We start from the raw sequence: 23,447 nt of genomic DNA on the forward strand, positions 1-23,447 counted from the left end.
GAGCCGGCACCAATTCTGTTGCCGGTTTCCTAACCGATCAAGTCCGTTGCGGCAAGTGCGGGGAATATGTTCAGCGTGTCGCAATGGCGACTGCAGCTCCCGCCATCATCCCAGCGCTGGTCCTGTTGGCAATCCGCATCATGCGCGGGCTGCGAAGAAACCGCCGGGCCTGCGCTGCGAGCACCACCCATGCGGTATCGACCGCCGCAAGAACGACAAACATGACCAGCAACAGTTCGGCCCAGCCAACCAGCGAGACATGGGTGATGTCGACCACCGTCGGCAGGATGGCAAGGTAGAAAACCATGATCTTCGGATTGCCGAGCGTGATTGCCATTGCGCTAAGGAAGAGCTTTCCGGCCTCCCCCTGACGGGGAATGGCATTCTCATCTGCGACTTCGTCAACTGGCGCGACCCACATCTTCCACGAAAGATAGATCAGATAGGCCACGCCGACATATTTGAGGATGAGAAACGCTGTGTGGAACGTGTTGGCCAGTGCGGCCAGTCCCCAGACGGCCAATGAAAGCCAGATAGCATCACCGAGCCACAGACCGAACATGAATGGAAAGACGCCCTTGTGACCGCGGCTGATGACACGTGCCACCAACGCTCCGACATTCGGCCCGGGCGTCCCCGCCGCAACAACCAGAATGCCGGCAAATGCCAACAACGACACCAGATCCATGACCATCTCCCATCTTCAAAGGTGGATGTTTCTCGCAGAAATGAGGATGCTTAGCAATTGGCCGCCTTAACTGGGTCTTTTGAAACTCTGTCGCAATTTTTCAATGTGCGCTCGGCAATGACAACCTTCAATGTGGTCGTTCACCAGCCCCATGGCCTGCATGAAGGCGTAGACCGTGGTTGGCCCGACAAATGACCAGCCGCGCTTTTTCAGATCCTTGGATATGCGAATAGATGTCTCGGTCTTTGGATTGGCGATCAGGGTCGGATAGTCCACGACAACGGGGCGATCTTTTGCACCCGGCTCGAAAGACCAGAAATAAGCTGCCAACGACCCTTTTTCTGCAACCAGTTCAATTGCGCGTTTGGCATTATTGATCGTCGATTCAATCTTGCCTCGGTGGCGCACAATGCCTTTGTCCGCCAAAAGGCGCTCCACGTCCGCCTGCCCGTACCGTGCAACCCGATGGAAATCAAAGCCATCGAAAGCAGCGCGAAAATTCTCCCGCTTTCGCAAGATTGTCAGCCACGACAACCCGGACTGGAAACCTTCGAGACAGATTTTCTCAAAAAGTCGAAAATCGTTTGAAACAGGAACGCCCCATTCATTGTCATGGTAGGCAAGATAGTCAGGTAACTCGCCCGGCCAGAAGCAACGTGTCATTCCATCGGCACCGACAATCAGACCGGTTCTTGCCTCGGCAACATCATTCATTGCTCTGCCTCCCAAGTTTTATCGATAATTAATTATGTCGCGCAACTTGCCACTAACCACAACTTTAATTGGAATGGGCGCCAGGCGAAACACGCGGCCGAAATTTACCTTTACGATTCCATTCCGGCGCACAATCCCCACACGAGCATGAGGGCCGCTCTCCTGACAACCGATGTCAGGAGCTGCAAGGGGCAACTGCGCCATAAAGAGTTTCCGGCGCAAAGAGACGGATTTGGATCATGAAACCACGTCATCTTCTTTTAATCGGATCGCTTGCGGCGATTGCCGTTTCCATTGTCAGCACTAGCATGGCGTTTGCCAATGACCGCTATGCCACCCTCCCGCCGGTACGCGTGAGCCCTGATCTTTCCGCTCCGTGGGTTGCCCAGTTGCATGGGCAACCTGCCCGCATCAAAGCCGTGCCGCAAAATCTGCAGCCAGCACCGCGCGTTGCCAACAGACAAAAGCAGAGAGCGAAATCGAACTATCGCCAGGTTTCATACCAACGCCCGGCTGCAAACCCTGCCACCACGGTGCGAAAGCACCAGATCGACCCGGCTTATCTGCCGCAGACTGTTTCCTATTCGGGAAAAGAAAAGCCGGGCACGATCGTCATCGATACAGGCAAGCGCTTCCTTTATCTCGTGCAGTCGGACGGCAAAGCCATGCGCTATGGTGTCGGTGTCGGAAAGCAGGGATTCAGCTGGAAAGGTTCCCAGCGCATCAGCCGCAAGGCTGAATGGCCTACCTGGACACCCCCGAAGGAAATGATCGCCCGCGAGCGCAAGAAGGGACGCATCCTGCCCGCGCGCATGGAAGGGGGGATCAATAATCCTCTTGGTGCGCGCGCCCTATATCTCGGCGCCACGCTCTATCGGATCCACGGGACCAATCAACCCTGGACCATCGGCAAGGCCATGTCTTCGGGCTGTATTCGAATGCGCAACGAAGATGTGACCGATCTTTACGAACGTGTGCCGGTCGGCGCGAAGGTCGTTGTCCGTTAGAACAACCGTCATTTTCAAGCTTCTCGCGACCGCCTTTTCACCGGGGCGGTCGCATTGTTTTCATAAATCTGAAACGACCAAATTTTCTGCACAGAAAGAATGATCGCAGATTTGGAAACATGATTGAAAGGGCTTTTCCTTTTCCCGCGAACACCCATATGCTGACCATGGCAAAGTCCAGAAAGATACGAAAAGGACTGCCACATGGCAGTCCGTGCCGGGGGAAGACCCGGCACGCAGGTCAAATAGCATTCCAGCGCATCGAAGGATCAATCCTGCGCCGGGTGCTTCGAGGGAAAGGATAAAACATGACCGTACCGATGGTTAAACTGAACGACGGAAATCACATCCCGCAGCTCGGTTACGGTGTCTGGCAAGTGGGCAACGACGAGGCGGTCGCCGCTGTCAGCGAAGCATTGAAAGCAGGATATCGCCATATCGATACCGCTGCCATTTATGGCAATGAAGAGGGCGTCGGCAAGGCGATCAAGAATTCCGGCATCGCGCGCGGCGACATTTTTCTCACCACGAAACTGTGGAATAGCGAGCAAGGCTATGAATCGACGCTGAAAGCGTTCGACACGAGCCTGAAAAAGCTCGACACGGATTATGTGGATCTCTATCTCATCCATTGGCCGACGCCTTCAAAAGACCTCTTCATGGAAACATGGCGTGCGTTTGTGAAGCTGAAAGAAGAGGGTCGAGCGAAATCCATTGGCGTGTCCAATTTCCGCACAGCCGACCTCGAACGCGTCATCAAGGAAAGCGGCGTAACGCCGGTTCTCAACCAGATTGAATTGCACCCGCAATTCCAGCAGGACGAGTTGCGTCTGTTCCACGGCAAGCACAACATCGCAACGGAAGCATGGAGCCCGCTCGGGCAAGGTAAGATACTGGAAGATGCCACGCTGAAGGCCATCGCTGAAAAGCATGGCAAGTCGGTTGCGCAAATCATCCTGCGCTGGCACATCGAGACCGGCAATATCGTCATTCCGAAGTCCGTGACACCCGCCCGCATCAAGGAAAACTTCGATATTTTCGATTTCCGCCTCAACGGAACCGATCATGATGCGATTACGAAGCTGGATAAGGCCGACGGCCGGATAGGCCCGAACCCGAGTACATTCTCGGCTGGCTGAACGGGCGAAAAAACCGGGCGATTGCCCGGTTTTTTTATGCAGAGATCTGCGACAATCCTTGCGGCTTCGGGCCACCATAGGCCCAGTCAATCAACTCTACCGTGTGAACGATGGGCAGTTTGCTGCCCGTAGCAATCTGCGTCATGCAGCCGATATTGCCGGTGGCGATAAGATCGGCCCCCGTCGCCTCGATATTTCTTACCTTGCGGTCCCGAAGTTTTACGGCAATCTCCGGCTGCAGGATGTTATAGGTGCCCGCCGACCCGCAGCAAAGATGCCCCTCGAGCGGCTCTTTCACCTTGAAACCTGCCCTTGAAAGCAGGTCTTTGGGTTGGCGTGTAATTTTCTGCCCGTGCTGCATGGAACAGGCAGAATGATAGGCCACCGTCAAGGCTTGGGATACGTCCGGTTCCGGCAATTCGATGCCGGCGAGATATTCGGTGATGTCCTTGGCCAGTGACGACACGCGCGCAGCTTTCTCCTTATAAGCAGGGTCCAGCCGAAGCATGTAACCATAATCCTTGATGGTCGTCCCGCAACCCGAAGCCGTGACAATGATTGCATCAAGCCCGCCTGCTTCCAGTTCGCGGGTCCAGATATCCACATTATGACGTGCCTGCTCAAGCGCCTGCTCTTCGCGCCCCATATGATGGACCAGCGAACCGCAGCATCCCTCCCCCTTCGGCGTCACCACCTCGATGCCGAAACGGTTCAGAAGACGCAAGGTCGCAGCATTGATGCCCGGATTGAGTACCGGCTGCGCACAACCATTGAGGATTGCCACGCGGCCACGCTTCTCCCCTTTGGCAGCACTGATGGCTTCGACCCTGGAAGTCTCGGGCAAATTCCGCGGTGCGAGATCGAGCATTGCCGCCACCGGTCGCAAAGTCTGGCTTTTGCGCAGCAGCGGCGCGAAAGGCTTGCCGAGCTTTGCAAACTTCAGCGCGGCGCGGAAGCGGCCCGGATAGGGCAGAACCTGCGCCAGCACCCCACGCAGGAAGCGGTTCATGAACGGGCGTTTATACGTTTTTTCGATATGCGCGCGCGCATGATCGACCAGGTGCATATAATTGACGCCCGACGGGCAGGTTGTCATGCAGGACAGGCAGGAGAGGCATCGGTCCACATGGCGCACGATTTCCTCATCCGCCGGACGGCCATTTTCCAGCATATCCTTGATCAGATAGATGCGCCCACGCGGACTGTCGAGTTCGTTGCCAAGCGTCACATAGGTCGGGCATGTGGCGGTACAGAATCCGCAATGCACGCATTTGCGCAGGATTTTTTCCGCTTCACTGACACCGGGATCGCGCAATTGCTCGGGGCTGAAATGGGTCTGCATGGTTTCAAGCTCCGGCCTGACGGGGATGCATACGCCCCGGATTGAGGATATTTTCTGGATCGAACTGATGCTTCAGCCGCTGCGAAAGTGCGGCAAGTGCGGCCGGTTGAGGTTCAAACACTTCAACGCTTGAACGAACACTCTCCGGCGCACGTACAAGCGTCGCGTGGCCACCACCATATTTGGCAATGAGTTGACGCAGTGTTTGCGCTTCGGGATCGGCTTCCATCCGCATCCAGATCAAACCGCCCTGCCAGTCGTAGAAGGCATCGACCCCGGCATAGCGACGGAACTCGTCCACCATGCACCAACCCAGCATCGGAGCCATCGAAACCCGCCACACAGCGCGATTGTCTCCCGCATTGGCATAAGGCAGGACATCACGCACCTCGCGCCAAAGCTGGTGCGACTGCGCTTCATTGAGCACGTCAACCACCCCGCCGAGCAACGCCTGCAACTGGCGGCTGCGATGCTCAACCGAAGGCGCAAAGCCTTCGAGCCGCAATACAGTTGCCGCCTCCCAGCCCAGCTTGCCATCCAGAAAGCGATTGGCAACCGTCGGCGGCAGATGCGCTGCGGAAGCGACTTCCTCCCGCGACCCCATGGCCATCGCCATCGCGCGCACCGCCTGTTCATCAGTCAGACCACGCACGGCAAGCGTTGCCGCTGTTTCCGGTTTCGGCAGAACTTTGAACGTTACCTCGGTGGCAACGCCCAGCGTGCCCCAGGAATTGGCCATCCCCTTGGACAGGTCATAACCGGTCACGTTCTTGACCACCCGTCCGCCGGATTTGAACAATTCGCCGCGTCCGGACACCACACGCACACCGAGCACATGATCGCGCGCAGCACCTGCCTTAAGACGGCGTGGACCCGAAAGGTTGGCGGCAAGCGCACCACCGATCGTACCACGGCCACTTTCACCCGACAGCAGCGGGCCGTAGTCCATCGGCTCGAAATGAAAACACTGGTCGTTGTCGGACAGAAGTTTTTCGATCACGGCCATCGGTGTTCCTGCCTTGGCGGAAAGCACCAGTTCGTCCGGTTCGTACAAGGTCACGCCCTTAAGTTCAGACACATCCAGCACATGACCTGCATCGACCCGATGGCCAATGCCACGCTTTGAACCGTGGCCAATAATCTCCAGCGGCGTAGAACCGGCCAAAGCTTCTTGCACCGCGTCAACAACGCCCGCTTCGTCCTGCGGCTTGAGAATAGTTCTATCACTCATGAACCAGACCTCAGATCAGAATCGCGGAATGTCAGGGAAAGCCAGTTCCCCACGATGTACATGCATACGGCCAAGTTCGGCACAGCGACGCAATTGCGGAAAGACCTTGCCGGGATTGAGCAGATGCTTGGCATCAAAGGCACATTTGACCCGCATCTGCTGGTCGAGATCGATTTCGTTGAACATTTCCGGCATCAAATCGCGCTTTTCTATGCCGACCCCATGTTCGCCGGTGAGAACGCCGCCGACTTTCACACATAGCCGCAAAATATCGGCACCGAAATTCTCCGCGGCTTCCAGCTCGCCCGGAATATTCGCGTCGTAAAGGATCAACGGGTGCAGATTGCCGTCGCCCGCATGGAACACATTGGCGACACGCAGTCCGTATTTCTCCGACAGGTCGCGCATACCCGACAGCACTCGCGGTAGTTCCTTGCGCGGGATCGTGCCGTCCATGCACAGATAATCCGGCGAGATGCGCCCCACTGCCGGAAACGCCGCCTTGCGCCCTGCCCAGAAAGCCAGACGCTGCTCTTCCGACTGAGACAGGATACAGGTTGTCGAGCCATTTCTGAGCGCCAGCGCTTCGACCCGCCCAATCAGATAGTCCACCTCAACGGGCGGCCCATCCAATTCGACGATCAACAAGGCTTCGACGTCAAGCGGATAGCCCACCCGCACAAAATCTTCTGCGGCTTTGATGGCTGGTCTGTCCATCATCTCCATGCCGCCCGGAATGATGCCTGCGCCGATGATATCGGCCACGCACTGCCCGGCCTGTTCGCTGGAGGGAAAGCCAACCATCACCGCCCGCGCTGTTTCGGGCTTTTGCAGGATGCGTACCGTAATTTCGGTCACGACGCCGAGCAGCCCTTCCGAACCGGTCATCAGGCCGAGGAGATCGTAGCCCTCGCTATCGAGATGCTTGCCACCGAGCCGGATTACCTCGCCCGTAATCAACACCATTTCGATCCCGAGCACGTTGTTGGCCGTGAGCCCGTATTTGAGGCAATGCACTCCACCGGCATTTTCCGCGACGTTTCCGCCGATGGAGCAGGCAATCTGCGATGATGGATCGGGCGCGTAATAAAAGCCCTCATGTTCGACGGCCTTGGTGATACCGAGATTGGTCACGCCGGGCTGCACCACGGCGACACGGTTAGGATAGTCGATTTCCAGAATGCGGTTGAAGCGTGACATGACCAGAAGCACGGCATCCTGCAACGGCATGGAGCCACCGGAGAGCGAAGTCCCCGCCCCTCTCGGCACGACACGAACATTGTTATCGTGACAATAGCGCAGAACCCGCGCAACCTGATCGACGGTTTCAGGGAGCACGACGACCAGCGGCAGCGAGCGATGTGCCGTCAGACCGTCGCTCTCGAACACACGCATCGCATTGATCGCATCGACAACACCTTCGCCGGGCACTATGCCGCGCAGGTCCGCGACGATCTGCTCACGCTTTTGCATGACGGACGCGTCCGGCTCCGGCATTATGAGTCCGCTCATATTCTCCTCCACCACTTATGCGGTCAAAGTGCACTCCACACCATTTTCGTCAAGTGGTAAATCATTTTTACCACTTTAGCCGATGGTTAAACAGTTTCCACGCCGCGGCATAATTACTTGCCTAGTTTCCCAGCGCTCGGCTAGATGCTTTTAAAACCCAAAGCTTTAGCAAATGCAGCAGGAAGTGGGATAGCAGAGCATGATGAGCAGTCTGGCAGATATGGAAATCTTTGCCCGCGTCGTGGCAACGGGCAGCATGTCAGCCGCCGCTCGTGATCTGGGCCTTTCCCCAGCGGTGGTTTCAAAACGCCTCGGACGTCTGGAAGAGCGGCTCGGAACCCGCCTGCTTCAACGTACGACGCGCCAGATCGCACTTACCGAGGCCGGTCAGGGCTATCATGAGCGCGTTCTCGCCATTCTCTCCAACATCGAGGAAGCGGAAGCCTTTGTCGCCCGCCGTTCCGCCGACGCACGGGGTACATTGAAAATTTCGGCCCCGACGACTTTCGGTCGCATGCATATTGCGCCTTATCTCGTGCCCTTCATGCGCGCCAATGCCGATCTCACCGTCAATATGCAGCTCACCGACGAAATGGTGGACATTGTGGGGGATGGTTACGATCTTGCTATCCGGATCGCGGAACTTTCCGATTCAACACTCGTCGCACGTCGCCTAGCGCCCGTGCGCCGCATTCTCGTTGCATCGCCCGGCTATATCGCAGAACGCGGCACGCCACAGACGATTGAGGACCTGCAAGACCACATCTGCCTTGCCCCGCACAACAACGACCCCTGGCGGCTGGAAGGCCCCAAAGGGCCGATCGTCATCCGTCCGGTCGGGCCCTTGCAGACCAATTCCAGCGAAATGGTAAGGGAGGCAGTGCTCGCGGGCCTTGGTATCGCGCAGCGCTCAACCTGGGACATCGGGCCAGAACTTGCGGCCGGAAAGCTGGTACAGGTTCTGCCCGACTATGCCGCTTCTCGCAACGTAGCAATTCATGCCGTCTATCCATCGAAACAGTTTCTTCCAGCAAAGGTCCGGCTGTTCATCGACTACCTTGCCGATCTTTATGGCCCCGTTCCCTATTGGGAGAGCGGGACATCCCACCACGAAGCAGCAAAAAAATAGACCAGCTTTCATTCGTCGGTTAATAAGCCACGTGCTTTATATCAGCGTGCCAGCATATAAAGCTGACTAAGCTTTTGATTCAAAAGACTTAGCTCCCTCCGCACTCCGTTATTCAAGCGAATCGGATGCCCTCCTCCTGCTATCCTGATTTTCTGGGAAAAATGATGAACACACCTGTACGCTTCATTCTTGCAATTATCGTCGCCGGGATCGTTGGCTGCGGCTTCATGTTTTATGACAAATCGCGTGGCGCCGAATGGGTCGTTTCCCCTCAGCAGATCGAACAGGCTAAAGCCGAAGGCAAACCCGGTGTGGAAAGCCGTCCCGGCACCGTGACCGTACTGCCCATCCGTAGCGAGACCGCAGACGCACTTCCATTCAAATGGGCGATGTATGGCGTGGTCGCAGGACTTTTCGTCCTCGTAGCAACACGCAAGCGCAATAAAGCCTGATCATTTTTCGATGACAAAGCACGAAAGCCCGGTTGTCTTATGAACCGGGCTTTCAATTCCAATATATTCCGTTGCCGGATATGGGGCTAACGGCTACTTTGCCGCCGTTACAGAGAGGCTTCAGAGGGCATGGCGGAAACGGTTTTTTCACGCATACAGGCAAGCCGCACAGCAGATGATGTTGTGCACCAGATCGAAACGCTTATCCTCGAAGGCGTTCTGCGTGGCGGCGACCGGCTTCCCGGTGAACGCGAGCTGGCGCGCCAGTTCGATATTTCGCGCCCAATCCTGCGCGACGCTCTAAAGAGACTTGAGACCGCAGAACTTCTGATTTCCCGCCATGGAGGAGGTACGTTCGTTGCTGATGTGATCGGGCAGGTATTCAGCGCGCCTGTCGTGAAGCTGTTTGCCGATCACCGCAAGGCGACAGCGGACTATCTCGAATATCGTCGCGAAATCGAAAGCATTGCCGCCGAATATGCCGCGCTTCGAGCCACACCGGCAGACAAGGCGCTTTTGACCGAAATCATGGAAGCCATGGAAAAGGCTCATGGCGCTAGTGATTTCGACACGGAAGCGCGCCTAGACGTTGAACTGCACAATGCCATTGGCGAAGCCGCTCATAACATCGTTCTCCTGCACACCTTGCGGTCATGCTATCAACTGCTGAAGGATGGCGTTTTTTACAATCGCAGCCTTATCTACAGCTATCCCGGCGTCGCCGACATGTTTTTGTCGCAGCATCGCGCCATTTACGATGCAGTGATGGCCGGCAATCCGCAAGCGGCCCGGGAAGCGGTTCAAAAACACATCCGTTTCGTGGAGCAGGCGACACATGATCGCGAGCTTCACGAAGAACGCGAACGTGTCTCGCGCCTGCGCTACCGGCAGCGGGCCGGCGTGAAGACAGCCAAAGACGTGAAGGATGATAACGGCGAATGAGTGTTGTTTTCAAAGATGCGAAAGGGCCTGACGGTATCCGCCTTTATGCAATTGGCGACATACATGGCCGCCTGGACTTGCTTCTGGATATGCATGGGCTGATCCGTGCCGACCTTGATCGCCGGCCCGTTCACGACTGGCGCATCATTCATCTGGGTGACTATATCGATCGCGGTCCGAAATCGAAGGAGGTGCTGGATTTCCTGATCGATGCGTCGGAACGGGACGAGCGCGTGATTTCGCTGCTTGGCAATCACGACGACGGTTTTCTCACTTATCTGGCAACGGGGGACATCGCCGGGATATTCGCGCTGCATGGCGGCATTGACACCGCTCGGTCCTACGGTGTGGAAATTGATTTTAACGATGCGGTTTCAGCCCGCCATGGTCATGCCGCGCTCGTCAAAGCCGTTCCGCAAAGTCATATAGATTTCATCCGCACCATGCCCCGCTCGGTCGGTTTTGGCGATTTCTTCTTCTGCCACGCCGGCATCAATCCCGCTGTGCCGCTCGATGCACAAGATCCCGAAGAGCTGATCTGGATTCGCACAGCCTTCCTGAAATGGACTGAACCATTCGAAAAAGTCGTCGTCCACGGACATACCCCACAAAGCGCCATCGACATTCAACCCAACAGGGTCAATCTCGACACCTATGCGTGGAAAAGCGGACAGCTTTCGGCCATCGTGATCGATGGCGCGGAAAAGCGTTTTATCGAAGCGAGATAATGCACTTAGGGCGCATCCCGAAAACTGTGAAACGGCTTTCGGAAAAGACGCGCGTCAAAAAGAGATAAAACGCCGACCTGATCCAATCAGATCGAAACGCGATCTAGTGCGCGCTCGAAATGCCGTACCCGTCGGTCGACATAGCATTGTCGCCTGCGTCGACGGTGAATATGCCGACTGCCATGAACACAATCGCGGAAACCATCAGAACGGTGAGAAGAGCGGCATGCTTGGCGGTCATATTCGGAAACTCTTTCGACGGGGCCGGACAAAGTTCGTTAGACGAGCCGCCACTTGCGAGCATGGCGATCAGCCTTGCCCATTCGGTCGCTGCCCGGGGAGACGGCGTTCAGTTACACCCGAAAAAAGTTACCCGCAACTGAACGGTTCCAGCCGGATCACCGCTTTTTTCGGGGAAGCACTGTTTGGCTGAACGGTGTGGCAAAGCGGCAACGCAAAACTGCGACTTAAGGTTAAAAGGCAGTTACGATGCGTCTAGATTTGGCTAACCCAAGCTTTTGCTAATACAGCGCCTGCAGCATCTGCCTTTATCCCCAATGTCTCTGCAAGGACTGGGTACTGCTCAGTCCACTGAGGTGCGAAGCCTGATATCAAGCCGCCAAGCTGATCGTTCCACTCTGCCACAAGCTTTGTGTCTGCCTCGAAATGGAACTGCGTACCGTAGACCGCACGCCCGATGCGATAGGCCTGATGAGGTGTCATATCGCTGGTGGCCATGTGGATGGCATTCCCGGGAAGCGAAAACGTGTCGCGGTGCCAGTGAAAGATTGGAAAGGCCTCACCCGCCGCGGACAGGACTGGATCGCTTTTACCCTCTTCCGTGAGCTGAACCTCCCGCCAGCCGAACTCCATGGGTCGATCCAGAATGTTCTCGCCGCCATATGCGCGAGCTATGAGCTGGCTGCCCAGACAAATGCCGAGAACGGCCTTATCGCTGCGGCCAAACTTGCGTATCAGTTCAAGCAAATGCGGGAAATAAGGACATTCGTCATCGGCGAGCGCATTCTGTTCGCCACCCAGAACGATCAGGGCCCGATATCCATCGTCGGCCGCCGGTAGCGCATCCCCATCGTAGGGATGACGCAGATCGATGGAAAAACCCGCATCTGTCAGTATGGGTTCAATCTGCCCCAACCCGGAGCCTTGGTAGTTTTGAACGACCAGTACACCCATGAGAATCCCCCACCGACTTTCACATTCGGTAACATGGAAATGACCCGGACAACAGCGGGGTCATCGATCAGTTCACTATCGACACGCTGACTGTCCGGCCCGCAACAAGGTGTACACCATCAGGCACGTCTTCAAGCTTCACACGCACCGGAACGCGTTGCGCCAGCCGGACCCAGTTGAATGTTGGCGAAACATTCGCCAGCAGGCTGGATGAGTCGCTGCGCTCGCGATCCTCGATACCTCCCGCAATACCTTCGACCTTCCCCTTGAGCTGAACCTTGCTGCCCATGATATCGATCACCACCGGATCGCCTACCTGGATACGTTCGAGCTTGTTTTCCTCAAAATAACCGGAGACGTAGTAGGAATCCGTGTCAACGAGAGCCGTCACAGCCGAACCTGCGGAAACATAGTCACCCGGTTGAAGCGAGAAGTTGGTCACCACGCCGTTTACGGGCGCTTTCACCGATGAACGGTCCAGATTGAGCGCTGCAAGATCGCGATCCAGCTGCGCCTGCCGATAGGCAGCTTCTGCCTGCTGAGCCGTCGTTTCAATCTGTTCCAGTTTCTGACGCGTCACGGTCGTATCGTTAAGCTGGCGATAGCGAACCAGATCGCGGTTGGCCATGTCGAGCGCCGCCTTGCTGCTATCGATCTTGGCTTCCGCCGTTTGCAGGGCGAGCTTGTAACGGGCCTGATCGATGCGGAAGATCACATCGCCACGGTGGACCGCTTCATTATCATGAACGAGCACTTCGCCAACCAGTCCAGAAACATCCGGCGCAACACGCACAACATCCGCACGAATCTTGCCGTCGCGCGTCCAAGGCGCGTTCATGTAATAGTCCCACAAATGCCAGCCAAGAAGCCCCGCCATCGTGACCATGACGAGGGTTACAAACACACGGCCTGAATGTGCAAAGAGCTTTTTCATAGCGGTCCATTGAGAATGACGGCTGCTGAGCCGAGAATGCAAAAATACATGGCAGCATCGAACAGGGGCCGGTGCCATACGAAACGGTAGAAGCGGGCGCGCGCCAGAAGGCGTTGCATAATCGTGTTTGCGAAATAGGCTCCGAGCGCCAGCACGCCGAGGGTCGGAATGTAAATTCCGTAAATGTCGAGTTCAGGTTGCATCACAAATCACATTGTTGTTCTAGGCTGCTTGCGGAAGTTCCATCAGCGGACGCGGCGGCAAGGCAAAAGGCGGCGCTTTCGGGAAAAGGTTGAAGCGCAGGGCGACCAGCGCCATTCTTGTGCGCTTGGCATTTGCCGGCGATCCGCTTTCGATGATGGTCGTGATCGCTTCGTCGATGGAGACGAGCAGATTTCTGTCGATCTCATCAGCCTCCTGCGGCTTGCTGGCCAAGGCTCTGTAATGCGCACCGACACCGTCCAGCACCGCATCAACAGCCGCCCGGCAGTTTTCGGGCAGCTTGGAACGATATTGCTGAAGATCGATCGTGTTCATGCCGTTTCGCAGGTCGCGCAGCAAATCGACCTTCGCGACATCAGCCGCCGCAACCAGCGCCAGGCGAGGTGTCATCATGCCGATGCGGTCGATCATGCGGAGCAGCAGGCGGTTCATGCGCTGGCGGCGATGTCGTCCCGGGCGGCGTTCGGCGGCAAGCGCGATGTCGTTCCAGCCCGCCTTGATCAGGCGGCGAACGCTCCATTCCGCCCCCACCGATCGTACAATCGAAGTTACCGCCGCGGCGATCACGATCCCCAGAACCGTGGCCAGATTGGCGTTGGCAAAACTCACAAAATCGTGGGTCAGATGGCCCTGCAGCATGAGCATGTTCGGCAGATTTACGCAAAGAACCATTCCCAGCAAAAATTGCGACGGAATGGCAAGCAGCAGGCCTGCCGGAATGAGGAAAAGCCCCAGCACCAGAACCAGCGGGAAGAAGCCGTCCACAAGCGGCAGAAGCGCGAATTCAAAAATGAAAGCAGCCGCAATGACGATCAGAAGCAGCCAGTTGAACTTGCGCATGACTGGCACAGGATCGTCCATCGTTGCGAAGATGCAGCAGAAGATGCCCGCCATCATGGCTGCGGCGCTGCCTTGGGACCAGCCGCTGGCGATCCAGAAAGCGGTTGCCACGCAGGTGGCCAGAAAAGCCGAAAAGCCTGACAGAAGCGCCATGCCGTAGTCGCGATGCATGGGGCGAGCTTTCAGATGGGCGTCATAACGGCGCCACCGTAGCGAATGCCGCGAACCCGACAGGATATCCTGACGCAGTGTGATACAATCGCTCCATATCTGGACCAGATCGCGAACGCGCGCAGCCACGTTGAAAGGCAGCAATTCGCCCCAGCTTGTCGCATCTTTCCCGTGCCGGTCAATGTCTTCGATCAGCCGTAACAGGACGGCGCGGCGTTCCTCCGTCAGGTTCTCGCCGCTTTCTATCCAGTCGCAAGCTTCGTCCAGGAGCTTTTGCACCGCCGGATGCCAGAGCTTCTCGTTTTCACCGGGCTTCAGCGCCAGCACGTCGTGCAGGCTTGATATGATCGGAAGAACCGCCACCATGCGCTGCTGCAACACATGAAGCAGCGCACCGACATTCCTGATCGACGAGGTGTCATAGGCAACATGCGTGGTCAGATTGCGCAGCTCCAGCGCATCGGCCGCCAAACGCTGCCGATCCCGAAGGAATTCGGGCGTCGCGCCTTCCCCCCGCAAGCTCGCGAGCGCGAGCTTTGAACCATCCCGCAGCCAGTTATCGATACGACTGACGAGCACCGGACCGCTATGGCGCGGAAAAACGAGACGATTGACGACAGCGGCACAAATGATGCCGATCGCGATTTCCTCCACTCGTCCCACGGCGTAGTCGAAGGTGGTTTCCGGCACGGAAACAACGGCAAAGCTGGCGATTGCCACCGTATAACCGGCAAGCATGAACAGATAGCTGCGCGGTGTGCCGTCAAGCAGGCTGATTGCAAGGCAAAGCCCCATCCAGAGGCCGATGGCCAATGTCAGAATTTCAGGCGAATTGACGAGATGCGGCACGAACAGAATGGTCACCGCGCCGCCAATAATCGTACCGATGAGGCGATAGAACCCCTTGGACGTGGTGGCCCCAGACAAGGGATGCGCCACGATATAGACCGCCGCAATGGACCAGTAAGGATTGGGCAGATTGGCCACCAAACCGATCCACAGCGCAAGCATGCCCGCAGCGAAAGTCTTCAATGAAAAGACTACATCCCAAAATTTGGGGTTTGTTTCGGCTGGTTTCGTCATGGCTTGTGGGGGCACCGGTTGAACGCACTGCGTCTTTCCGGTCAGACGGCCGATCAGAAAGACTATGTTTGAAATTTCTCATTCAGCTTGCGCAAGACTTCCATGGCGACATCGACCGCATCGGAGTCGAAATCGCCGAGGAAAAGAGCGCGAAGACGGGCAGCAGACTTTTCCACCTTGGCGGCAAGAGCGCGGCCATCCCCTGTCAGTTGGATGAGCTTGACGCGACGATCGGCATCATCGGCAATCCGCTGGATCAGGCCATCCTTTTCCAGCTCATCGACGACCCGGACAATCGTGGCGCCCTCAATACCGACCCTTTCGGCCAGTACACCTTGAGGAATACGATCTCCATGCCGCAAGAGGGTCATCAGCGGTATGGCTTTCGCGTCGGAAAGACCATGTTCCGCCATCGCCGCATCGAAAGCTTTCCGCCATCCTCTGGCAGTACTGGCAAGAAGCGGCGCGAATTCGACCCACGCTTGTTTCATCACATCAATTCCATTCAAATAGATAGCTTCATACCTATATGGATACAATCTAGTTAAATGCAACTTCCCTGATATTTCCCATCAATTGTTTGTGTAGGAATGCTCATCGATTGCCTCGACATGCGTCGCCAAAGCGCTTGACCGCCGCCCCTGCCCTCTGCCATCGATGCTGACATGCGCGCAAATTACAAAATGCAGAGACTGTACGTCGAAAACGACCTCCAATCTGGCAGCCAGATCGAGGTTGCCTCGCAGGCCGCACATTATCTTACCCATGTCCTGCGATTGAAGGAGGGGGATGAAATCCTCGCCTTCAACGGACGTGACGGTGAATGGAAATCACGACTGAGGCCGGAAGGTAAAAAGCGGCTTTTTCTCGAACCTTTCGATCAAACGCGTCCGCAGCCCCCAGCAAGTGACCTGATCTATTGCTTCGCCCCGCTGAAACAGGGACGGCTGGATTATATGGTGCAAAAAGCAGTGGAGATGGGTGCGGGCGTTCTGCAACCGGTCATTACACAGCACACTCAGGTACCGAAACTCGGAACCGACCGTATCAGGGTCAATGCGATAGAAGCCGCGGAACAGTGCGGCGTTCTTTCCTTGCCGGCATGCCGCGAAACCATTCGCTTTGACCGATTCATCGAGCAGTGGGACGAAACCCGTCACCTGATCTTCTGCGATGAAGGACACGAATCGGACGATCCGCTGACCATCTTGCAAGCCATGAAGCCCGGCCCTGCCGCATTGCTGATCGGTCCGGAAGGTGGTTTTTCCGAAGACGAGCGCCAGACACTCCGAAGGCTCCCATACGTGACGGCTATTCCCCTCGGCCCACGAATCCTGCGCGCCGATACCGCTGCCGTCGCAGCCATGGCTTTGGTGCAATCCGTGCTCGGAGACTGGCGCAATGCAGGATGACATTCTCGAAACCCGATGTTCAATGGAATTGACTTGCGTGATTTGACAAATTTGTCCAATCACGCTGAAACGCGAAAAATCGACTAGGGACAGACTGCATGGCGCGCGATACGACGGACGAAACGGCACTGACGGGCGTTGAACAACTGGCAGGTTATCTGGCTGGCGGATGCAAGCCCAAAGACGCCTGGCGCATCGGCACCGAGCATGAAAAATTTCCATTCTATACAGCCGACAACAGTCCGGTTCCCTATGAGGGTCCGCGCGGTATCAAAGCCATCCTCGAAGGCATGCAGGCCAAGCTTGGCTGGGAGCCCATCATCGATGAAGGCAACATCATCGGTCTGGTAGAACCAACCGGACAGGGTGCGATTTCGCTTGAGCCCGGTGGCCAATTTGAGCTTTCCGGGGCACCACTTTCCACCATTCATCAGACATGCCGTGAGGTGAATGCACATCTTTCCCAGGTTCGCGAAATTGCAGAGCCGCTCGGCATCCGCTTTCTTGGCGTTGGCGGCAGCCCGAAATGGACCTTGGCCGAAACGCCCATCATGCCGAAATCGCGCTACAAGATCATGACCAACTACATGCCGAAAGTGGGGCATGAAGGTCTGGACATGATGTACCGCACTTCAACCATTCAGGTGAATCTGGATTTCAGTTCCGAACGGGACATGCGCCGCAAGATGCAGGTATCCATGAAGCTGCAATCTGTGGCGACAGCACTTTTCGCCAGTTCTCCATTCACGGAAGGCAAGCCGAACCGCCTGCTGTCCTGGCGTTCGAATATCTGGCGCGATACCGACAATCAGCGTTCGGGCGTTCTGCCTTTCGTCTTTTCGGAAAATTTTGGTTTTGCTGACTATGTCGAATGGGCGCTTGATGTTCCGATGTATTTCATCCTGCGCGACGGTCATTATCATGACTGCACGCATGTCACGTTCCGGCAGTTCATGAATGGAGCGCTGAAAGGCGAAGTAAGTGACCCGCTACCCAACATGGGCGACTGGACCAACCACCTTTCCACTCTTTTCCCGGAAGTGCGCCTGAAGCGCTTCCTGGAGATGCGCGGAGCCGATGGTGGCCCCTGGCGCCGCATCTGCGCACTTCCCGCCTACTGGGTCGGCCTGCTCTACGACGAAGAAGCTTTGACGGCGGCCGAGCTTCTGACCAAGGACTGGACCTACGAAGAAGTTCTCGCGCTGCGCAACGAAGTTCCAGCCAAGGCACTGAATACAACCTTCCGCGGCAAGCCGCTGGAACAGGTCGCACGCGAAACTCTGAAAATTTCCAGGCTCGGCCTTTTGAACCGCAACAAGCTCAACAGCGATGGCCATGACGAAACGCATTTCCTCGCACCGCTTGAGGAAATCGTTGCGGCTGGCATCACAGACGCCGAGCGCATGCTGAAAGCATATAACAGTGTATGGGCAGGGTCGGTCGACCCAATCTTTCTGGAATATGCCTACTGAGCGTAGGCCTCGACCACATCCATTAAAAAAGGGCGCGTTATTCGCGCCCTTTTTTTCAGCTCACAACCTGCTGGCCTTTGCTGGGATCCGGTATCACGACGATTGTGCTGCCATCGCGCACATTGTTGTAAAGATCGATTACATCCTGATTGAGCATACGGATGCACCCGGACGATACCGCCTTGCCGATGCTCCAGGCTTCCGGTGATCCGTGAATGCGATAAAGCGTGTCCCGCCCATCCTTGTGAATGTACATCGCTCGTGCGCCAAGCGGGTTCTTGATCCCCGGAGGCATTCCGCCATTGGCGATGCTGTAAGGCTCCAGGGCGGGTTGACGCGCGACCATCTCATCCGGCGGCGTCCAGCGCGGCCATTGGCGCTTGTAAGCGATCTTTGCGCGTCCCGCCCAGGCAAAACCATCGCGCCCGACCCCAATACCATAGCGCATGGCCCGGCCATTACCGAGAACATGGTAGAGATACTTGTTCGGCGTATCGACGATAACAGTGCCTTTCACTTCATCGGTTGGATAATCGACCTCCTGCCGCCAGAATTTGGGATCGACCTTGCTCGTATCGACGGCCGGGATCGGGAATTGTTCGTCAGGCAACGCCTGGTACATCAGCGGTACCGGTCGCGACGGCGCAGGTTGAGGCAGTTTTTTAACCGGTTGAGACGGCTCTGGCACCGTCGAGACACAGCCCGACAATGCAAAGGCGCTGGCGCCTATGAGAAAGCCGCGACGGCTGAAAGCAGCCTTCGCGAAGCCATTTGTAAGGTCGTCCTGGGATTTTTTACGCGACATCCTGAATCTCTAGCAATGACAGATGCGCGAGAAAAAGATGCTCAAGCTTAAGTCAGCCTTAAGGCTGCACAAACCCGGCACAAAGCGGAAAATACAGCGAGCGACTGTTGCTAAAATAGCGATCCCTGATTACCGGATCCGGGAGATTGAACTTTCTTTGTTTGAACGGGCTTTGCGGGCTCGCTCCCGCCCCCCTCATCCGCAATGACAGCCACGTCACCATCGCGAAACCGTATCGACAAGGCGTCACCCGCCGATACGGTTGCAGCCTGCTTTATCGGCTTCCCTTCTGCGTCGAAGACAACCGCAAAACCACGCTCCAGCACGCTTTCGTAAGAAAGCGTGCGCATGAGGCGCTCCAGTTCCTGCCCGCGCCGTTTGGCTCTTTCGATGAGAATTCGCACCGCCTGGTCACGACGGCGGTCCAGCTGTTCCATGGAATTGGTTGCAAGTTTCGTGCGCCGCAGTATCGGCTCTGCCGATAGACGATTTGCCCGATGTGTAAAGGTCGTTCGGCGCTCCCTCAGGAATGTCTCAAGGGCTCGAGGCAATCTTTGCCCGAGAACGGAAATACCGCGTTCCAGTTCCGTAAACCGACGTTGCAGAAGGCGCGGCGATAGCTGTCGCACATGCCCTTCAAAGTGTACCCGCTTCTTCTGCGTGTTGACGAAAAGAGCACGGGTGAGACGCGAAGCCGCTTCATCGAACCGCCGACGCGGCAAAGCCAGCAACTGGTCAGCCGATGGGAGAGCGCGCGCCGCCGAACGGTGGCTTCGCCGTTTCAGATCGATAAAACGGGAAATAGCCGAGGAAAGCCGTGCGGATTGCCCCGCCAGCGCCGCCAGCAGGTCGGCCTTTACCGGCACGGCCATTTCCGCCGCACCGGTCGGCGTGGGGGCGCGAATGTCGGCTGCGAGATCGATCAAGGTCCAGTCGGTTTCGTGGCCGACAGCCGAAATCACGGGTATGTGCGATGCGGCAACAGCCCGAACGACGATTTCGTCGTTAAACCCCCAAAGGTCCTCAAGACTGCCGCCACCGCGCGCCACGATGACCACGTCGGGCCGCGGAATTGCCCCGCCCTCCGGCAAAGTATTGAAACCATGTACTGCGGTGGCCACTTCCGGACCGCTTGTTTCGCCCTGCACACGCACGGGCCAGACGATGACGTGCAGCGGATAACGGTCTGCAATCCGGTGAATAACGTCGCGAATGACTGCCCCGGTTGGAGAAGTAACCACCCCGATCACACGAGGCATGAAAGGGAGGAGTTGCTTGACGGCGGGATCGAAAAGGCCTTCCGAAGCCAGCCGCCGTTTGCGTTCTTCCAGAAGCGCCATCAGGGCGCCCGCGCCGGCGGGTTCCATCTGTTCGATGACAATCTGATACTTTGAAGAACCCGGATAGGTCGTGAGCTTGCCAGTGGCGATGACCTCCATTCCTTCTTCAGGACGGAAGCGCAGCCGACTCATCGAGCCGCGCCAGATCACGGCCTCAAGACGCGACCGATCATCTTTCAACGCGAAATAGGCATGGCCCGACGAATGCGGACCACGATAGCCGGAAATTTCGCCGCGCACGCGCACATGCCCGAACACATCCTCGACCGTGCGCTTCAACGCGCCGGAAATCTCGGACACGCTATATTCAGCGACATTGGACGATGCGCCGGTAAAACTCGAATCGGAACCCATGCTCATCCCATCATAGGCAACCAGGTGGCATGGCTGGTCAAGAAGCCATGCGGCGATTTACTGCTTCGTCACCAGCCTGGCAGCAATTCGTTGGCTCGCACCCTCCTCGTGCGGACCGCAGGAAACGGCGATATTTCAGCCGAAGCCATCGCGCCCGGTTGCGGTGACGATATATTGTCTAGACTTTCAATGATGTGCTGCGCAAGTGCATCTACGACAGCGTTTTGTTTTGTATGGCCGCGCATGATGCCGATGCCGAATTCCGGCAGCATTCCAAACCCGTCAGCTTCGCCAAGAACACGCATACCCGGGCGGAGCGCGCACTCCGGAAGTACCGAAACCGCAAGCCCGGAAAGAACTGCCGCCGCCAGCACTGTCGCAGACCAACTCGTGATTATGATGCGATAATCACGCCGGGCCGCTTCCAGCACATCGATAGCGGCATGACGCCAGATACAGGTTGGACGCCCGACAGCCAGCGGCAATACGGCTTCTTCGTGCACCGCGTGGTTGGCGGACGTAACCCAAAGCAAGGGCTCCGTGCGAACCACCTCGGACCGGCGTTTGTCATCGCACTGGGTGACTAGGGCAATATCCAGCGTTCCACGACGGATCATTTCGTCCAGATTGACGGTGGGTTCGCACACAACCGACAATTCGACGCGCGGGTTCGATCGTGCAAACCGCGCCATGATTTCCGGCAGAAAGCGATCGGCATAATCGTCCGGTGTGCCGATGCGAACGTGGCCTTCCAGTTGAGTATCGTCGAAGGCCGCGATGGTTTCACCATTGAGCTGCATCATGCGGCGTGCATAGAGCAATAGCCGCTCCCCCTCTTCGGTAAGACGATTGGTCCGTCCGTCGCGTTCGAACAAAGGTTTGCCGATGCGCTCTTCCAGACGGCGCATCTGCATCGAAACGGCTGATTGCGTCTTGAAAACAGCGTCCGCGGCACGCGTAAAACTGCCCATGTCCGCGATGGCTATGAAGGTCTGCAACTGATCGAGATCCAGAGGCGTGCTCATTAGCGTGATCCATCACTATTATTGAAGAATGACATTAAAAACATTCGCTGGAACAATCAATTCGATTGTTGGATAAAGCCGCCATCGTAAAGGAAAAGGAGCCGCGCAAGCGAATGACCCTGACGATGAGGATAACCTAGCCCCGCTAAATCAAAGGAGAGCGGACATGACAGCGACAAGCAAGATAACGACCACGCATTTACCGGCAACGAGCGCCTCGACCTCCACGCTCACGCAAATGGTGAAAGCCGTATTCACGTCGATCATGCGTCGCTGGGCGTTTTCCAAGGGTCGACGGCAATTGCTGAACCTGAGCGACTTTGACGATCACATGCTACGCGATATCGGGCTGCGCCGTGAGGATATCTACACGGCAGTGCATTATCGAGGCATTGAGGATCCTACCCAGGTTCTAAGCGAACTAGCAGACGCACGTCTGCGGATCAAGGCAACACGCCGGATATGCTGAACCGGTAGTCTCTACATCTGGCAGGCGCCACCTTCACATGCCGGGCCCCCTCCCGGCCAGCCTGCCCATTGCCCGGCCGCTCCTCCGCTGGCCGGGCTTTTTTATGTGGCTGCTTGGGAAGGACACTTCTCTGCAAGCCATTTCGCAACGGTCCGAACACTCGAAATAAGCAATCGCTGGATAACTGAAATCGCTTTGATTTTTTTCAAAGAAAAGTGTTGCGTTCGGTGTTTGAGTTCGCTAGATGGGGGCCGTCGCGAACGAGTACACGCTTCTGTCGCGCTTGCGGGCCTCCAAGTTGAAGGCGTATGCAAATCCCTGCTGGGGGATAGTTTAAGGGTAGAACAGCGGACTCTGACTCCGTTAGTCTTGGTTCGAATCCAGGTCCCCCAGCCACTTTAAAATCAATGACTTAGCTGTCATTTTCCCTCATTTTCATGTTGCATAGCCCTGAAATTCGATGCAACATAACGCATTGATTTGTAACAGGTTGCACTACGTTCAGGCGGCAGAACGCGACATGAGCGCGACATGAAATTTTGATTCCTGCCCATCGCCAGTAAGGTCGGCGATGGGCTTCTGATTTCCATCGGGCGGAATCTGCTAGGCGTGAATCTCCATGAGGCTTCCTTCACCCCAAGTGCACGTCCTAGCTCGCAATGCCACCCATTCATCTATATCAGTTTGCTCGTATTTAACTGCCCTGCCGAGCTTAAAATAACGCGGACCGCCTCCAAAATGGCGAAGTTTGTCGAGAGTTGATTTAGATAGGCCTGTGTACTGCGCTACTTCCTTAACGCCCATAAATTTCTTAGATTTCTGTTTAGTGTCTTGCAGAACGATTGGGACATCTGCAGCAAGACGAGCAATTTCCGCAGTTCCCGCTTCACCGTCCATCAGCATGGAGATATTGTCGCGAGGCTTATAGAGAAGAACAAGGCGGCGCTCATAAAGATTTAGGTTCTCAGGTGCGCATTTAATATAAGTAAATTCTGTAAATCGCTTTCCTGCGGCCATATGCTGGCCGATTCTGGCTATGATATTCTTGCTTTGACCTATGTATGTAACTTCTGCATCATCAATTAAAAAATAAACCCCACATAACACTCCAGTGTCGCCGTCGGCATGGACACGGTATCGGTTGCGAGGTATTGCCGGGACGCCAATGATTTTCTTGGATTTGTGCGGGGCCATATTATTCTCCTCTAGGTTATTGCCCCGCCAACCCGACCTGGCGGGCGG

24 protein-coding genes and 1 tRNA gene are annotated in these 23,447 nt (G+C 56.3%); 10 read left to right on the top strand and 15 right to left on the bottom strand.

Annotated elements, in window-relative coordinates; all coding sequences use genetic code 11:
- Positions 1 to 70: 70 nt before the first annotated feature.
- Positions 71 to 688: a LysE family translocator gene (locus ABWW28_RS01700; RefSeq protein WP_063882543.1), complete on the bottom strand. Its 618-nt coding sequence runs from the start codon at positions 686 to 688 to the stop codon at positions 71 to 73.
- Positions 689 to 754: 66 nt separating this feature from the next.
- Positions 755 to 1,402, bottom strand: coding sequence for a DNA-3-methyladenine glycosylase I (locus ABWW28_RS01705; RefSeq protein WP_063882509.1), 648 nt, complete (start codon positions 1,400 to 1,402; stop codon positions 755 to 757).
- 239 nt (positions 1,403 to 1,641) lie between these two features.
- On the opposite strand from ABWW28_RS01705, the gene ABWW28_RS01710 reads away from it, so the two are divergent.
- Complete coding sequence (locus tag ABWW28_RS01710) at positions 1,642 to 2,409, top strand: L,D-transpeptidase (protein ID WP_063882512.1); 768 nt, start codon at positions 1,642 to 1,644, stop codon at positions 2,407 to 2,409.
- Between the two features lie 308 nt (positions 2,410 to 2,717).
- Positions 2,718 to 3,548, top strand: a complete 831-nt coding sequence (locus ABWW28_RS01715) for an aldo/keto reductase (RefSeq protein ID WP_006468481.1) — start codon at positions 2,718 to 2,720, stop codon at positions 3,546 to 3,548.
- Between the two features lie 34 nt (positions 3,549 to 3,582).
- Here the strand turns inward: ABWW28_RS01715 and glcF are convergent, their stop codons facing one another.
- Genes glcF through ABWW28_RS01730 form a run of 3 tightly spaced genes read right to left on the bottom strand, consistent with a single transcriptional unit; the run spans position 3,583 to position 7,633 of the window.
- Positions 3,583 to 4,890 carry a glycolate oxidase subunit GlcF gene (glcF, locus tag ABWW28_RS01720; protein ID WP_112669378.1) on the bottom strand — a complete coding sequence of 436 codons (1,308 nt, stop codon included), beginning with the start codon at positions 4,888 to 4,890 and terminating at the stop codon, positions 3,583 to 3,585.
- 4 nt (positions 4,891 to 4,894) lie between these two features.
- Complete coding sequence (gene glcE / locus ABWW28_RS01725) at positions 4,895 to 6,121, bottom strand: glycolate oxidase subunit GlcE (RefSeq protein WP_006468479.1); 1,227 nt, start codon at positions 6,119 to 6,121, stop codon at positions 4,895 to 4,897.
- Positions 6,122 to 6,136: 15 nt separating this feature from the next.
- Positions 6,137 to 7,633, bottom strand: a complete 1,497-nt coding sequence (locus tag ABWW28_RS01730) for an FAD-linked oxidase C-terminal domain-containing protein (RefSeq protein WP_006472494.1) — start codon at positions 7,631 to 7,633, stop codon at positions 6,137 to 6,139.
- 199 nt (positions 7,634 to 7,832) lie between these two features.
- Here ABWW28_RS01730 and ABWW28_RS01735 point away from each other — a divergent pair, with 199 nt between their 5' ends.
- The 4 genes from ABWW28_RS01735 to ABWW28_RS01750 all read left to right on the top strand — a co-directional run bounded on the left by ABWW28_RS01735 (position 7,833) and on the right by ABWW28_RS01750 (position 10,884).
- Positions 7,833 to 8,762, top strand: a complete 930-nt coding sequence (locus ABWW28_RS01735; RefSeq protein WP_006468477.1) for a LysR family transcriptional regulator — start codon at positions 7,833 to 7,835, stop codon at positions 8,760 to 8,762.
- Between the two features lie 164 nt (positions 8,763 to 8,926).
- Positions 8,927 to 9,214 (top strand): hypothetical protein, encoded by a 288-nt coding sequence (locus ABWW28_RS01740; protein WP_176587964.1) that lies wholly within the window; start codon positions 8,927 to 8,929, stop codon positions 9,212 to 9,214.
- A 129-nt stretch (positions 9,215 to 9,343) separates the two neighbouring features.
- Positions 9,344 to 10,156, top strand: a complete 813-nt coding sequence (locus ABWW28_RS01745) for an FCD domain-containing protein (RefSeq protein ID WP_006468475.1) — start codon at positions 9,344 to 9,346, stop codon at positions 10,154 to 10,156.
- Positions 10,153 to 10,884, top strand: coding sequence for a metallophosphoesterase (locus tag ABWW28_RS01750; protein WP_063882516.1), 732 nt, complete (start codon positions 10,153 to 10,155; stop codon positions 10,882 to 10,884). Before ABWW28_RS01745 ends, ABWW28_RS01750 begins: the two co-directional genes overlap by 4 nt.
- A 103-nt stretch (positions 10,885 to 10,987) precedes the next feature.
- Here the strand turns inward: ABWW28_RS01750 and ABWW28_RS01755 are convergent, their stop codons facing one another.
- From ABWW28_RS01755 to ABWW28_RS01780, 6 genes are all read right to left on the bottom strand, one after another.
- Positions 10,988 to 11,125, bottom strand: coding sequence for a hypothetical protein (locus ABWW28_RS01755; protein WP_006472492.1), 138 nt, complete (start codon positions 11,123 to 11,125; stop codon positions 10,988 to 10,990).
- 254 nt (positions 11,126 to 11,379) lie between these two features.
- Entirely contained in the window at positions 11,380 to 12,078 is a 699-nt protein-coding gene (locus ABWW28_RS01760; protein ID WP_006468472.1) for a type 1 glutamine amidotransferase, read from the bottom strand.
- Positions 12,079 to 12,145: 67 nt separating this feature from the next.
- Positions 12,146 to 13,012, bottom strand: a complete 867-nt coding sequence (locus ABWW28_RS01765) for an efflux RND transporter periplasmic adaptor subunit (RefSeq protein ID WP_006468471.1) — start codon at positions 13,010 to 13,012, stop codon at positions 12,146 to 12,148.
- Positions 13,009 to 13,215, bottom strand: a complete 207-nt coding sequence (locus ABWW28_RS01770; protein ID WP_006472491.1) for a DUF1656 domain-containing protein — start codon at positions 13,213 to 13,215, stop codon at positions 13,009 to 13,011. Before ABWW28_RS01770 ends, ABWW28_RS01765 begins: the two co-directional genes overlap by 4 nt.
- Positions 13,216 to 13,234: 19 nt before the next feature.
- Entirely contained in the window at positions 13,235 to 15,328 is a 2,094-nt protein-coding gene (locus ABWW28_RS01775) for an FUSC family protein (protein ID WP_176587965.1), read from the bottom strand.
- Between the two features lie 62 nt (positions 15,329 to 15,390).
- The gene (locus ABWW28_RS01780) at positions 15,391 to 15,819 is read right to left on the bottom strand and encodes a MarR family winged helix-turn-helix transcriptional regulator (protein WP_006472490.1); all 429 of its coding nucleotides are present in this window, start codon (positions 15,817 to 15,819) and stop codon (positions 15,391 to 15,393) included.
- Positions 15,820 to 15,993: 174 nt separating this feature from the next.
- Between ABWW28_RS01780 and ABWW28_RS01785 the strand changes: the two genes are divergently transcribed.
- A complete protein-coding gene (locus ABWW28_RS01785) occupies positions 15,994 to 16,740 on the top strand; it encodes a 16S rRNA (uracil(1498)-N(3))-methyltransferase (RefSeq protein ID WP_006468467.1) in 747 nt (248 codons plus the stop codon).
- Positions 16,741 to 16,838: 98 nt separating this feature from the next.
- Positions 16,839 to 18,212 (top strand): glutamate--cysteine ligase, encoded by a 1,374-nt coding sequence (locus ABWW28_RS01790; protein WP_006468466.1) that lies wholly within the window; start codon positions 16,839 to 16,841, stop codon positions 18,210 to 18,212.
- Positions 18,213 to 18,267: 55 nt separating this feature from the next.
- Here the strand turns inward: ABWW28_RS01790 and ABWW28_RS01795 are convergent, their stop codons facing one another.
- From ABWW28_RS01795 to ABWW28_RS01805, 3 genes are all read right to left on the bottom strand, one after another.
- Positions 18,268 to 19,017, bottom strand: coding sequence for a L,D-transpeptidase (locus tag ABWW28_RS01795; RefSeq protein ID WP_006468465.1), 750 nt, complete (start codon positions 19,015 to 19,017; stop codon positions 18,268 to 18,270).
- A gap of 110 nt (positions 19,018 to 19,127) precedes the next feature.
- Entirely contained in the window at positions 19,128 to 20,711 is a 1,584-nt protein-coding gene (gene xseA / locus ABWW28_RS01800) for an exodeoxyribonuclease VII large subunit (protein WP_025092081.1), read from the bottom strand.
- A 68-nt stretch (positions 20,712 to 20,779) separates the two neighbouring features.
- Entirely contained in the window at positions 20,780 to 21,736 is a 957-nt protein-coding gene (locus tag ABWW28_RS01805; RefSeq protein WP_006468463.1) for a LysR substrate-binding domain-containing protein, read from the bottom strand.
- A gap of 166 nt (positions 21,737 to 21,902) precedes the next feature.
- Between ABWW28_RS01805 and ABWW28_RS01810 the strand changes: the two genes are divergently transcribed.
- Positions 21,903 to 22,205 (top strand): DUF1127 domain-containing protein, encoded by a 303-nt coding sequence (locus tag ABWW28_RS01810; RefSeq protein WP_006468462.1) that lies wholly within the window; start codon positions 21,903 to 21,905, stop codon positions 22,203 to 22,205.
- A gap of 322 nt (positions 22,206 to 22,527) precedes the next feature.
- Positions 22,528 to 22,601, top strand: a tRNA-Gln gene (locus ABWW28_RS01815).
- A 207-nt stretch (positions 22,602 to 22,808) separates the two neighbouring features.
- Here the strand turns inward: ABWW28_RS01815 and ABWW28_RS01820 are convergent.
- The gene (locus ABWW28_RS01820) at positions 22,809 to 23,399 is read right to left on the bottom strand and encodes a helix-turn-helix domain-containing protein (RefSeq protein ID WP_353390110.1); all 591 of its coding nucleotides are present in this window, start codon (positions 23,397 to 23,399) and stop codon (positions 22,809 to 22,811) included.
- Positions 23,400 to 23,447 lie beyond the last annotated feature (48 nt).

Source organism: Brucella sp. NBRC 14130 (genome assembly GCF_040371715.1).
GTDB classification, from domain to species: Bacteria; Pseudomonadota; Alphaproteobacteria; order Rhizobiales; family Rhizobiaceae; genus Brucella; species Brucella intermedia.